We start from the raw sequence: 12,780 nt of genomic DNA, 5'->3' as shown, positions 1-12,780 counted from the left end.
TCTAGTTTGGCATGGACAGGTTTAGCTGTGGGTGGTAAAGATTATTCCTAATGAAGAATGTATGTAAATCATACTTAAGCGTCATTGCGAGCGTATTATTTTCCTGTGTAAAAATTAAAAGCTTTGGAGTGTATGTATCCGACTGACTTACAAATAAGACAACTTGCGTGACCGTTCCCTTAAGCCATGGATTGTTGATTTTCAAAGGGGGCGCAAGCTCAATTTTAATAGCTATTCCACTATCTGGCTCAATGTTCATAGAACCTACAGGACCTTCAATCGCTGCTAGCCACTTCTCTACTTCGCTCTGCAGTTTGGCCGAGTGGGGAATAATCTTCACGACCTCACCCTTCTGAATATCAAACGCTTCTGCCCCGTCAGCTGCTGAAACTGGATTATAACTGGCACTCAACAGGAGGACAACCATCCAAATGCACATAAGTATTTTCAAAATAACAACCTCACATTCTACTTATTTGCAGTTAGCTTGTGCAGATCATGGATGTTTACTACAAGTGCCCAATTAATTCCGGCAGCTTGTCCCACTGCTCAGTCAGCCACTCCATCTCCTGCAAAAACCGCGCCGGGACGCCAGTCTCCTCATAAATCTCCGTACGAAGCCACCAAACGGATTCAATTAAATACAGCATCTGAACAGCCCGCAGAAGTTTTCCCTTAGGCGCCTCAGCATGCTCCCGATACCCATGTAAAAAAGCATGAACCGTATCCACTCGAATCCCGCCAACCTCCCATGCACCGGACAACACAGCTCGAGCGATATCAATTTCTGGATAAGCCACATCCATTCGGTCAAAATCGACGATCGCCGCTATCCCCTCCGCATCTAGCAGCAGATTATCCGCCCACAGATCCCAGTGCAGCCAGCCGACCGGGCACTCCGAAAAACGTTCAAAATCCAGCGTCTGAATGTTCCTGATCGCCTTTTCCAGCAAGGCAGTCAGTCGCAGGTTATTGTTCTGAATCGCTTGCTCCAGGTTAGCTTGAAGCTCCTTCAGACATGCTGCTTGATCCGGTTTCCATGCTTGTTTGGCTAGCGGAACCTTCTGAAGCAGTTGATGCATATGGCCTGTTGTTTTACCCAAATCAACCATATGAGAATGGCCCATGCTACCGGGAATTGGAACATTCCCCTCCACCCAGTTCATGATCACATAATGGTGACCAGCCGAGGTCTCATGCATGAACACTCCCTCTGAGGAGGCATAAACCTCTGGACAAGACAAACCTGACTCATGCAGTCGCTGCTGCAAAGATAGAGTCAACTCTATCTTTCTCCTTTTCTCCGGTACATGCAGCTTATACCGATCCGGATGATAAAACTTAACGAATGCAGGACCATGATCCGTCGTAAACCGCCATTTCACATTCAGCCAACCTCTATTAAGCCGGCAAGCATCCGTAACGCTCCTACCAAACTTCTCATAAATATCGCTTACGATCTCCTCCAGCACCTGGTTAATCTCGACCATCGTTTTTACTCCTTGTCCTCTCACCGACATGTGGGAATATCCTATAGTTAGCGGTTTATGCACCAAATCCTGCAATCTCCACATTAAGTGTCTCTTCTGTGCAACCGTTGGATAGCCGAAGGGAACTACAGACCGTTATTTGGGCAAAATCGGCATGTTTCCCTCGTGAAGTGGAACTACAGGACCCTATTCTCGCCCAAGAAGGCATATCCAGCTCAGAGAACAGCAAAATAGGGGACCGTAGTTCCCACCCCAAAGCCAAATCGCTGGTCCCGGCCAAAATAGAGGGCCATAGTTCCCCTACCTTCGCGCTCCCCTTCTCTTCAAAACACAAAAAAAACCCGAAAGATCTTTCCAGACCTTCCAGGGCAGGGCAGGGCTGTCCCCTACGCCTCTTCTTCCGTCTTGGCGAACTGCGTGCTGTACAGCCGCGCGTACAGCCCGTCAAGAGCCAACAGCTCGCGGTGCGTGCCCCGCTCCACGACGCTGCCCGCTTCGATCACCAGAATGTGATCGGCGGCCAGCACCGTGGAGAGCCGGTGCGCGATCACGAGCGTCGTGCGCCCTTGCATCAGCTCCTCGAGCGCCGCCTGCACATAGGACTCGGATTCCGAGTCCAAGTGCGACGTCGCCTCATCGAGGATGAGGATGCGCGGGCGCTTCAGGATCGCGCGAGCAATCGCGATCCGTTGGCGCTCGCCGCCGGAGAGCCGGTGCCCGCGCTCGCCAACCATCGTGTCGTACCCTTCGGGGAGCGACACGATGAAATCGTGGATGTAGGCCTGGCGGCACGCGGCCTCCATCTCCTCACGCGTAGCGTCCTCCCGCGCGAAGCGCAGGTTGTCGCCAATCGTCGCGTGGAACAGAAACGATTCCTGCGTCACGTACGCGATTTGCTCGCGCAGCGAGGCAAGCCCTACGTCGCGGACGTTCACGCCGTCGACCTCGACGATCCCCTCCGTCGGGTCGTACAGCCGCGCGATCATGCCGATCAGCGTCGATTTGCCGGCGCCGCTCGGCCCGACGAGCGCGATCATTTCGCCCGGCTGCGCCTCGAACGTGACGTCCCGCAGCGCGTACTGCCCTGGCTTATAAGCGAAGGAAACTTGCTTATAAGCCACTCGCCCCGCCACTTGGCTCAGCGGCCGCGCATCAGGAGCATCCATGACATCGGGCACCATGTCCTGGTATTCAAAAATGCGCTGAAATACGCCCAGCGCCGTCCCAACTTCTACCTGTAGGTTCAGTAGTGTGCCTACAGGCATATACAGTCTGCCGAGATAGGCCGAGAAAGCAACAATCGCCCCAAGTGACATGGTGCCGGAAATAACCGAGTACCCGCCATACAAGTAAATAATGGCTGTACCGAGCGGCCCGAGCGTGCTCGTCGCCATCCCGAACCATCGGCCGACCAGATTGAGCCGCAGCTCCAGATCCATCACCTTCTGGTTCATCGCCTTGAATTCAGCCTCCTGCTGCCGCTCCCTGCCAAAAATACGGGTCAACAAAGCGCCGGAGATACCGAAGTTTTCACTCAGCTGCGAGGAAATATCGGACCTCACCTTTTGTGTTTCGATGCGAAGCGCCTTGCGCAGCTTGGAAACCTTTTTAACCGGCATCATGAAAAGAGGAAGAATCAGCACAGCGATAATGGCCAATTTCCAATCCAGGGCAAACAAAATCCCAATCGTTGTCGCAACGATGACAAGCTGGGTGATGGAAGAAACCACAAGGGAGGTTACCACCCCTTGAACAGCTTGGACATCCCCCGTAATCCGCTGTACGATTTCGCCCGATCTGGCATCCGTGTAGAACGCCATCGACTGGCGCTGCAAATTTTGAAACAAAGACAGCCCCAAATCCCGGATAACCCCTTGCGTTACTTTGGTATTGAGGTGATTTTGCCATACGCCCAGCACACCGCTCACGACTGGAAGCAGCAGCATGAGCATTGCCATCTCGGCCAGCAGCTTCATACTTCCTTGCGGAATCGCCTGGTCAATGATCTCCTTCATGACCAAAGGGGGAATCAATCCGACCACTGCTGCAAGCAGCGCCAATCCGATAATGCCTAACAGTTGTCCCCAGTATCCTCGGAATAAGGACAGAATTCTTTTAACCGACACATCCTTCAATTTCGCTTTAGGCCGGTCCCTATCGGATAGACGCCTCATATCGCCTGGTGCCATTTTCATCCTCCATTCTGTTACTTTAACTGTCTATGCAAGGGGAAATGCATGCCGAATCGCTTTCACCACTTCATCCGCCATATTCATAACCCTGTAAAGCGACGTCGTTTGCAAAATGTTATACTGCCTAGGGCCATCCACATTAACAATAGCGGCAATTGTATAATCGCCAACCTGCGGTAAATCTTTGCCAACCGACTTCCCTGGCGCCAGGGGCTGATTCGATACTTGGTACATGCCAACCGATAGCTTTTGACCCAAACAAGCATCTATCGCAATAACGACATGGCCCTGCGGGATTTCCTGCAGACGCGCCGCGATATTACTGGCATCGCAAGGTGCTTCCAACGTCCCTATAACATGAGGATATCCAAACTGAACGAGCTTGCTGCCTACTAACGGGCCCAAAGCATCGCCGCTTGATCGATCCGTCCCGATACATACAAAAAAGAGCGCGCTTGGCTCCAACTCAGACGATTTTCCAATGGTTGCAAGAAAGGAAGCCAACTGCTCGCCATTCATTTTTTTCCAAAATTGCTCCCTTTTGTCCAACGTTTCCCCCATCCATCATTACCTCCTCTTACAAGCTTCCAGCAAAAATTTCCCCCTACCAAGGATGAATGATATAATGCGATCAACTTCTATTCTTCCATAAGGAGGTATCCTGTGTCCACTCTCGGCATCATCGCTCTTCTGACCCTCCTGTATTGGTTATACGCCACTGTGGATGTGTTAAAAGGTTTGCCCAACCTGCGAACGCTGCCTAAGTCTCCGCTCACTCCTTTCTCGGACAAGCCACCGCTCGTATCCGTTATCATCGCAGCCAAAGAAGAGGAAACGACAATCCGCGAAACCGTCAAGCATCTGCTTTCCCAAAATTACCCGCGCCTCGAGATCATTGCCGTGAATGATCGATCTCGGGATGCTACCGGTGTCCGGTTGGAGGAACTGCGCAAGTGGTCGGAAGGTAAGCAGGACATCCGTACCAAACTGCAAATCATTCACATCACGCATCTGCCGGATGGTTGGCTTGGCAAAAACCATGCGCTATACCAAGGGTATCTCCAGGCTAGAGGGCAGTATTTGCTTTTTACAGATGCGGATATTCTTTTCGCTCCCGGTACGATAACCGACGCAGTCACCTATATGAAGGAACAGGATGTGCACCATCTCACGCTGACCCCCAATATGTTTGCGAGAGGCGCTTTACTCAAAGGATTCGTCCATTTCTTTCTGTTCTCATTTTCTTTGTTCGTTCGACCTTGGCGTGCGAATATCGACAACGCGAAAGGACCGGGCATCGGTATCGGAGCCTTTAATATGGTAAGCCGGAGCGCCTACGAAGCGATTGGCATGCATAAAGCGATCGCTTTACGACCTGACGATGATCTACAGTTAGGTATCTTCCTCAAAAGAGCAGGTTATCGCCAAAGAGTGCTGTCTGCCAAACACCTGCTTCAAGTGGAATGGTACCGTTCGCTCAAAGATGCGGTAATTGGACTGGAAAAAAACCTGTTTTCCGGCTTTCGTTACAGCTATATGGTCGCATTGCTAGCTTGTTTGGGACAGATCGGCTTTTTTATATGCCCCTGGCTTGGCCTCCTCTTCCTCTGGGATTGGCGCGGAGCCGTCTATGCGGTTGCGGTTATCCTGCAAATCTGGCTCTATCGCAAGCTAATGTCCCGATTAATGAGTCTTAGAGGTGATTCGGCCTATCTGCTTCCGGTCAGCGCTTCACTGCTTGTTTATACAATCGTTCGCTCCGTTTGGCTTACTTGGAAACAAGGCGGCATTTACTGGAGAGGCACTTTTTATTCGCTTCGTGAACTTAAAAGAAGTAAAAGGTAACCTTGGACAAACGCCAAATAAGCGTTACTCGATAGAGCAAAGCTTACCCTCACGGTTTGTGGCATCATCTTATCGTTCTAGTGAACACGATTCATTCGCACAACCCTATAATACAAATGGCTGCTCGACTCTTGTTCCACTTCCAAATACCCCTCCGCATGCACATAATCTCCCGTAATAAACGTGGAGGCATCTAACGAACTGGAGTGTGTAAGGAACAGGAGCGCGGCTTTATCGTTGCCTACGACGAAACCTGTTTGTTCTTTAATTTGAAATTTATCTAAAATGGTGCCATGATGCGACCTTGCGATATGGTGAAACTTCCAGGAATCGTTTTCTTTAATGAGAAAATACAAGACGCGATTCTTGTGATTGTTGCTAAATTCCCTCGTAACACCAATCATACATATTTTTTCGCCTAGACTAAGATACTCATCGACTACATAAGATTTCAAGCGCAATCGCAGCACATTCTTGTGTTGAATATAGGCTTCCATTTCTTCAACTGTTCGCTGATCTCTCGGATCCTGCTTCGTTGCATAAAATACTTCTTTGATAAACGTATCCGTTTGCAGGCTTCTGGCCCCTTTGAAATGATTGTATGTACGGAAAAACTGCTGAATAACTTCCCTGACCTCATCTGGCATTGCAGGTCCCTTATCCACGGTATACATGCTATCTGCTACACTCGAATGTCTCTTTTTATGAAACCAACTCTTCCAGACACTTAATTGCATGCGCTCGTGTTCACCTGCTCTTTCTTTCTTCCAAACATTTCTTCATTATAGGCTAAAAACCATAAAATTTCGATAAAAATCGCATGATTGTGCGAACGAAAAAAAACACCTGCCTTCTATGCCTTTCATTCGAAAGAACATAGAAACAAGTGTTCGATAGTCCTATCCTTACAGAACTCTTCTCGCTCCGACATACCTTGCGCTCCAATAAGCGCTCGAAAGGCTATCCACAGCCACGCCTCTGGATGTAGTCGCTGAAATGAATTGATCGTTGCCAAGATAAATGCCTACGTGATTCACTGTTTTTGAAGCAAAAAATACCAAATCTCCGGCTTTCAAATCCGTCACTTTCGTACCTGCTTCACTGTGCATCTCCGCTGACGTACGGGGCAAATCGATCCCCTTCGCTTGAAACAAGAATCGCACAAAACCGGAGCAATCAAATCCTCTCGGCGTCGTCCCACCCCATACATAAGGCACGCCCATATAGGAGTTTGCCGTCTGAATAATTTGCTCACTCACTGACGGAACAACGGGAGCGGCCGCGGCTACAACCTTAGGTGCTGGTGGTGGTGGCGGCGCAATCCAGGCTGGCTTGTGTGATTTTCCATCCACATCCACAATCGCAATCTGATTGGCTTCATTCCATTCAATTGGCGAACCGAAGGTTTCCGTGATGAAACGCAGTGGAACATATGTATTCCCTTGGTACACGGTTGGACTGCTTTCCAAACTGATCTTCTTACTGTTCACAAGCGCTTGTTGCTGCTCTGTAATAAGTAAGATGGACTGCTGTTTGTTAACCAGTGTGACCTCGATTTGGTCCTCTTGCTTCTCCCAGCTCACCTGATAGCCCAGCTTCTCAGATAGCACTCGGAGTGGAACTTGCATGATGCCCTTGTTATCAATATAAGGCTGAACTTCCGGAAACTTCAGCAGCTCATCATTGACTTGCACCTTGACAGGGCTGTCCGTAGGCGTGGATGCAGCCTGAGCGGAGTGTGCTGTAAACATCGGTACTGCGGCGCATAATAGTGCGCATGAACAAATAAGACGTGAAGAAAAAGATTTCAAAACCTTGCCTCCTTGACGCCTCCGAGGTTAGTTGACGGGTTCGGGAAGAGGTTTTCCCTAGTACGCTCAGCTAGCAGCGCTCATTCACCCCAAATAAAGAAGTCCCCCGTACCAGAGCTTGCGATGCTCCAAGATTCGGCATTTTTTGTCTATGTTAGACTAGCATAGTTTAATTGGTAGGTACAAGCTTTGCAAAACGGTAAGTTTTACCAATAGATTTTGTCGCATATTGCGTACGGAATACACGGGATAATAGGCAAAAAAAACCACCCAATAGGGTGGTTTTGCTTGCGATTAGGAGTAGCCAATTACGGATAGCACACGATCACTGACTGTGTTCAAAGTTGCTACCTCTGAATCGGATAATGACAATGAGACCGCTTTGATATTATTTTCAAGATGATGCTCATCCTGTGTCCCTATAATAGCCGAAGTAAGTGCTTCATGGTGCAGCAGCCAAGCAATTGCGATCTGTGTTACGTTAGCGTCCTTGGCATCCGCCATTTCTTTCATGACAGCTAAAAGCTCTTTCTCCGCCTCCAGATGCTCCGGTAGGAACAGCCTTCTCTCCTTGCGGAAGTCTCCCTCTTTCAGCGTCCTGCCATGAAGATGGAACGCGCCTGTCAGTATCCCCTTGGCGATCGAGCTGTAGCTCATTACACCAACGTTATGTTTCTGGCAGAATGGCAAAATCTCTGGCTCGATAGCTCTGTGCAGCAAACTGTATTCCGGCTGAATCACATCGATTTGCGCATAGTTTACCGCTTCTTTCAGCTGCTCCAAAGAGAAATTCGAAACGCCGATAGCCCGAATCAAGCCTTCTTCTTTCAGCTTCACAAATTCACCAAGCGTATCCTGCACCGGGATCTCAAAACTTGGCCAGTGAATGTAATAAACATCTATGTAATCAGTCTTCAAACGGTTCAAACTGTTTTCTGCCGATCTTCTTACATCTTGAGGAGCTAGATTGCTTCTGCTCACCTTCGTCGTAATAATGCATTGCTTACGTATATCCGCCAAAGCAGCACCGACGATCTCTTCCGAGTGTCCATTGCCGTAGCCTTCAGCTGTATCAAACGTTGTGATGCCCAGCTCGAACGCTTTACGGATGAGCTCGATATTATTTTGGTCGTTCGTGAACTCCCAGGGGCCGCCTCCAAGCTCCCAACAGCCAAAAGTTATGTTTGAGATGTCAAAACCTGCATGTCCAAGCTTTTTCGCCTTCATAGTCGCCGACCTCATTTCATTGATATAGTCTCACGATAATGCACACGTTAACAAAACAAGTATACCGCTTTCATCTACTTTTGCCAAGAAACGTGCGGGCTCGGGCATTTCGTTAGGATGGTCCCCATAGCTGTATCGTGTCTCTGCGCGTCCTACTCGGGATTACTCAAGCTGTCTTCACGGACGGTCGAACCCCTAGTGGGTTCTCTTCCCTTACCCGCACAAAACAAAAAGATCACCCCAAGGTGATCTCTTGTTTGAAGCGGGTGATGGGAATCGAACCCACGCTACCAGCTTGGAAGGCTGAAGTTCTACCATTGAACTACACCCGCGTAAATATCGGGATGACACGATTTGAACATGCGACCCCCTGCTCCCAAAGCAGGTGCTCTACCAAGCTGAGCTACATCCCGAAACGCTTATAACTTAATTAAAATGGCGCGCCCTGAGAGATTCGAACTCCCGACCTTTTGATTCGTAGTCAAATACTCTATCCAGCTGAGCTAAGGGCGCTTAAAATATGGAGCGGAAGACGGGGATCGAACCCGCGACCCTCGCCTTGGCAAGGCGATGCTCTACCGCTGAGCCACTTCCGCACGGTATGTGTTGCTTGTCACTTGATTTCTTTCTCAGAGGCGACAAGGAATAATATATCAGGATTTCAGAACAAATGCAAATGTTTTTTGTTACCAATCGCTTATTTTATAAAAATACCGCCAAAAGGCAGCACTTCCCTTGCAATTCGCCGCAATAAGCTATCATTTTTCATATGCTCATCCAACTTACGATCCGGCTTGCATGGCTGCAGCAGCACATGCCCTTGCCCTGTCATCTCCCAATGATAATTCATATGCTGGCTCGCTAATGTATTGCCATATACACAAAGACGCAGTGCTGCATTCCGAGGATACGCAATTAGACAATGAATATCCACATATAAAGGCTGCTTCGGATCCAAAGCCATCTGATACAACGGACCAGCGGTCAAAAGTCCCAGCGTTCCCGGCCCTTTAAACTGCATTTTCACGAGATCTTGCGTGATCAGCGTATTTTTAACATTTTGTAAGTGAGAAGTAAAGCTGACACCGCTGGTATAAAACAGAACATGCCGAAACTCGTACAAAAGATCATCCTCATCGCCAATAGGCACCACAGACATACTGTAGCCTTCTGGCAAGCCTAGCATGAGCTGAGCAGGACCATACACGCGCGACTGAATCAGACGTTTTTTGCGGTACATGCTGGGCAGCTTCATCAAAGAATCCTCTCTTTGCTCAGACTTCCCTTGAAAAGCTATGATTTGGCTCGGATGCAGCACATGGATCGATTCGTCCTTCTCGATGCGCAGTGTGGCCATTTTTGCGTGTGAGCTTGCATGTTCGAAAGTAACTTCCACGCCTCTCAGACCTCCTATCTCATTTGACGCTTCTGCCTCCGCCAGACCACATAACGAAACACCCGCCCGAGTACAAAATACAACACTACAAGTACAACCACCGCGATAACCATATTCGTTATCTTCCGATTCCGGTTCTCTTTATCTATTGCAACCTGCTCCATGGCCTTTAAACGCTCTTGCAGGAGTTCATTTTCTTTCTGAAGCGCTTCGTTTTGCTGAAGGAGCTTTTCCTCGGTTTCCTGCGAATGCCGAATCGTTTCCGAGAGCTTGTCCTTTTGCTCCTCTAATTGCTGTTTCGTTGCCTCGTAATCTTTCTGAATTTGCTCCACATTCTCAGGCAGCTGATAGATATCCTTCACCCTATCGAGCCAGGAGGCTTGGGCTGCAGAGGCAGGGTACATAAGCCCTATCCAAATCACCAGCACACCGATTACATGACCAATAACGGATATATGCCTTGTCCGCATCGCCTTCCCTCCCAACAGCTCGACATTTTCTTCTATTTTACAGCAAAAATCACCCCTTCACCACTCCTGCCACCTTAACAGGGTAACGCAAAATAGTTCTCATTTTCGAAGGATCAATCTTCCTCGGATCAGATAAATAGATTTCATGATGGAGGCCGCTAATGCTTAAATGGCTTGTCTCCATAAATTCGTACATTTGACTTAGCGTTTCATGCTCGGAAGCATATGGACCCATATGCAGCATCTGGACACAGCTTCCTTCATGCAAGCTTTCAAATACAATACTTGAAAGCAAATCTAGCTCCTTTTTCTTGCCTAAAGCTTTAACTCGAGCCTCCTCCACTTTCTCTGAAGTAACATAATCGGGCATCCTGATCATAAGTTTCCAACACCACTGCTCCTTCGGCACCTCGAGCGCGTTCCGGCTATCTCCATCTACCCACCACAAGCCCTCCAGCTTGGCCACAGTGAAGTCTTTCTCCTCCATCTTATAAATGCCCTTAATACTGTAAGAAAGCGTGTAGAGCGCTTCAGTCGCTTGTGCGAAGACATCTCCATTCGGGTCCCCGGTTCCTACGATGGTCACATACCAAACAGGTCCAAATTCAATTAGCTGTGGTTTCGTCGGAGCTGTGTAATAGGATTTGTAGACTTTGGCTAAATCTAACTTTTCCATGCGCCACTTCCTTTTTTTCTTTCAGTATATAAAAGAAACCCTGACAGCTATACGTCAGTAAACATAGAAAAAACCTACCCTTCGCTGTAAACGGCGAAAAAGTAAGTTTCGGTCTTCCTTAGTATCGTATGTAATTATTCCCCGGTTGGTGGAGTGAACGTGCGCTGTGCAAATTCCGCATCCAACATGAAGAAGGCATTGCTGTCTTTGTCGATTCGTTTCAACTTGCTAATAATGCTGTCGAACATCGCTTCTTCCTCTACCTGCTCATCAATAAACCATTTGAGGAACTGCATCGTCGCATGCTCGCGATCGTTGAGAGCCAAATCAGACAGATGGTAAATACGTCTAGTGACTTCCTGCTCATGCTTGTATGCATGCTCAAAAGCGTCGAGAATCGATTTGTACTCATTCACAGGCGTATCCATGCCGGCGAAAGTAACCTTTTTCCCGCGATCATTAATAAATTTGAAAATCTTCATTGCATGAAATTTCTCTTCTTCCGCTTGAACGATAAAAAAGTTCGAGAACCCATCCAAGCTTTCTGCTGCACAATAACCAGCTATGGCCAAATAGACGTGCGCGGAGTAAAATTCATAGTTCATCTGCTCATTGAGCGCTTCCGTTAGTTCATCTTTTAACATGATGTGCTGCACATCCTTTCTGTATGGTTATTTTTTGCAAATCCCCATACATACAAGATTACCAGAACTTCATATACAAATACAAACGGAAGTCATAAATTTTACAAAGATTATGTACTTAGGCCATGACAGTTTCAGCCCTGGATTCAGCAATAATCTGCTTGAGTTGAGCATATAGTAGGTCAGGCGAAGCGGCGCAAATCAAGTTCTTTTTGCCGATCATCGCGATGCACTCTTTCTTGCAATGCTTACAGTTTCCTAGGCAATCCTTCTTCTTTTGCTTCAAATCAGGGTATTCATTTTTCAATGACTTATATATTTGTTTGGATCCGAATTTCTCATTTCTGCAGCAGTATTTAATCGTTTTCATGTCATAACCTCCACCGCTCATATCTACCGCCTATACCATGATATTAGTGATAATAATAATCAATGTCAACAGAAATTTAGAAATAGATATGCAAAAAAAGAACTTCCTTAACTCCTGTAAAAGGAATTAAGAAAGCTCTTGGTGATGCGGTCAAGAGGACTCGAACCTCCACGGGGGGTTAGCCCACACGGACCTGAACCGTGCGCGTCTGCCAATTCCGCCATGACCGCATAAAACAAAAAAAAACTGAGTCATGTAGGATTCGAACCTACGACACCCTGATTAAAAGTCAGGTGCTCTACCAACTGAGCTAATGACTCAAACTTCATAAAAAATGGCGGAGCCGACGGGATTCGAACCCGCGGTCTCCTGCGTGACAGGCAGGCATGTTAGGCCTCTACACCACGGCTCCACACTAAAATATAACACCTCATCAAGAGGTTGGTTGCGGGGGCAGGATTTGAACCTGCGGCCTTCGGGTTATGAGCCCGACGAGCTACCGAGCTGCTCCACCCCGCGTCGTTAAAAAAGGAAAAATGGAGGCTGACGGGATCGAACCGCCGACCCTCTGCTTGTAAGGCAGATGCTCTCCCAGCTGAGCTAAGCCTCCATGGGAATTACTTGATGGTGACCCGTAGGGGACTCGAACCCCTGTTACC

General features: G+C 48.2%; 13 protein-coding genes, 9 tRNA genes and 1 riboswitch. Of the genes, 1 reads left to right on the top strand and 21 read right to left on the bottom strand.

The features are described from left to right. Position 1 precedes the first annotated feature (1 nt). The 4 genes from RQP52_RS33020 to yyaC all read right to left on the bottom strand — a co-directional run bounded on the left by RQP52_RS33020 (position 2) and on the right by yyaC (position 4,243). A complete protein-coding gene (locus RQP52_RS33020) occupies positions 2-451 on the bottom strand; it encodes a hypothetical protein (protein WP_315955771.1) in 450 nt (149 codons plus the stop codon). Between the two features lie 58 nt (positions 452-509). Continuing rightward, positions 510-1,490: a phosphotransferase enzyme family protein gene (locus tag RQP52_RS33015; protein WP_315955770.1), complete on the bottom strand. Its 981-nt coding sequence runs from the start codon at positions 1,488-1,490 to the stop codon at positions 510-512. A gap of 386 nt (positions 1,491-1,876) precedes the next feature. After that, positions 1,877-3,679 (bottom strand): ABC transporter ATP-binding protein, encoded by a 1,803-nt coding sequence (locus tag RQP52_RS33010; protein WP_315955769.1) that lies wholly within the window; start codon positions 3,677-3,679, stop codon positions 1,877-1,879. Positions 3,680-3,709: 30 nt separating this feature from the next. Next, complete coding sequence (gene yyaC, locus RQP52_RS33005) at positions 3,710-4,243, bottom strand: spore protease YyaC (RefSeq protein WP_315955768.1); 534 nt, start codon at positions 4,241-4,243, stop codon at positions 3,710-3,712. A 102-nt stretch (positions 4,244-4,345) separates the two neighbouring features. Here yyaC and RQP52_RS33000 point away from each other — a divergent pair, with 102 nt between their 5' ends. Then, positions 4,346-5,527 (top strand): glycosyltransferase, encoded by a 1,182-nt coding sequence (locus RQP52_RS33000; protein ID WP_315955767.1) that lies wholly within the window; start codon positions 4,346-4,348, stop codon positions 5,525-5,527. A gap of 77 nt (positions 5,528-5,604) precedes the next feature. Here RQP52_RS33000 and RQP52_RS32995 read toward each other — a convergent pair whose 3' ends face one another. From RQP52_RS32995 to RQP52_RS32915, 17 genes are all read right to left on the bottom strand, one after another. Further along, entirely contained in the window at positions 5,605-6,264 is a 660-nt protein-coding gene (locus RQP52_RS32995) for a hypothetical protein (RefSeq protein ID WP_315955766.1), read from the bottom strand. 168 nt (positions 6,265-6,432) lie between these two features. After that, positions 6,433-7,338 (bottom strand): C40 family peptidase, encoded by a 906-nt coding sequence (locus RQP52_RS32990; RefSeq protein WP_315955765.1) that lies wholly within the window; start codon positions 7,336-7,338, stop codon positions 6,433-6,435. A 1-nt stretch (position 7,339) separates the two neighbouring features. Then, positions 7,340-7,489, bottom strand: a riboswitch (cyclic di-AMP (ydaO/yuaA leader). A gap of 143 nt (positions 7,490-7,632) precedes the next feature. Then, a complete protein-coding gene (locus RQP52_RS32985) occupies positions 7,633-8,565 on the bottom strand; it encodes an aldo/keto reductase (RefSeq protein ID WP_315955764.1) in 933 nt (310 codons plus the stop codon). A gap of 261 nt (positions 8,566-8,826) precedes the next feature. Next, positions 8,827-8,897, bottom strand: a tRNA-Gly gene (locus RQP52_RS32980). Positions 8,898-8,904: 7 nt separating this feature from the next. Then, positions 8,905-8,978, bottom strand: a tRNA-Pro gene (locus RQP52_RS32975). Between the two features lie 23 nt (positions 8,979-9,001). Next, positions 9,002-9,078, bottom strand: a tRNA-Arg gene (locus RQP52_RS32970). 8 nt (positions 9,079-9,086) lie between these two features. Beyond that, positions 9,087-9,161, bottom strand: a tRNA-Gly gene (locus RQP52_RS32965). 101 nt (positions 9,162-9,262) lie between these two features. After that, the gene (locus RQP52_RS32960; RefSeq protein WP_315955763.1) at positions 9,263-9,961 is read right to left on the bottom strand and encodes an AIM24 family protein; all 699 of its coding nucleotides are present in this window, start codon (positions 9,959-9,961) and stop codon (positions 9,263-9,265) included. Between the two features lie 14 nt (positions 9,962-9,975). Next, positions 9,976-10,431 carry a hypothetical protein gene (locus RQP52_RS32955; RefSeq protein ID WP_315955762.1) on the bottom strand — a complete coding sequence of 152 codons (456 nt, stop codon included), beginning with the start codon at positions 10,429-10,431 and terminating at the stop codon, positions 9,976-9,978. Between the two features lie 49 nt (positions 10,432-10,480). Then, a complete protein-coding gene (locus RQP52_RS32950) occupies positions 10,481-11,107 on the bottom strand; it encodes a GyrI-like domain-containing protein (protein WP_315955761.1) in 627 nt (208 codons plus the stop codon). Positions 11,108-11,241: 134 nt separating this feature from the next. Continuing rightward, complete coding sequence (locus RQP52_RS32945; protein WP_315955760.1) at positions 11,242-11,751, bottom strand: ferritin; 510 nt, start codon at positions 11,749-11,751, stop codon at positions 11,242-11,244. 118 nt (positions 11,752-11,869) lie between these two features. Further along, positions 11,870-12,121 carry a DUF1450 domain-containing protein gene (locus RQP52_RS32940; RefSeq protein WP_315955759.1) on the bottom strand — a complete coding sequence of 84 codons (252 nt, stop codon included), beginning with the start codon at positions 12,119-12,121 and terminating at the stop codon, positions 11,870-11,872. Between the two features lie 145 nt (positions 12,122-12,266). Further along, positions 12,267-12,351, bottom strand: a tRNA-Leu gene (locus tag RQP52_RS32935). 17 nt (positions 12,352-12,368) lie between these two features. Beyond that, positions 12,369-12,441, bottom strand: a tRNA-Lys gene (locus RQP52_RS32930). A 15-nt stretch (positions 12,442-12,456) separates the two neighbouring features. Further along, positions 12,457-12,533: transfer RNA gene (locus tag RQP52_RS32925), tRNA-Asp, on the bottom strand. 30 nt (positions 12,534-12,563) lie between these two features. Then, positions 12,564-12,640 (bottom strand) — tRNA-Met (locus tag RQP52_RS32920). An 18-nt stretch (positions 12,641-12,658) separates the two neighbouring features. After that, positions 12,659-12,731 (bottom strand) — tRNA-Val (locus tag RQP52_RS32915). Positions 12,732-12,780: the final 49 nt, after the last annotated feature.

It is taken from the genome of Paenibacillus violae, assembly GCF_032461945.1.
In the GTDB taxonomy this organism is placed as follows: Bacteria; Bacillota; Bacilli; order Paenibacillales; family NBRC-103111; genus Paenibacillus_E; species Paenibacillus_E violae.
This window is presented reverse-complemented; position numbering and strand designations above follow the sequence as displayed.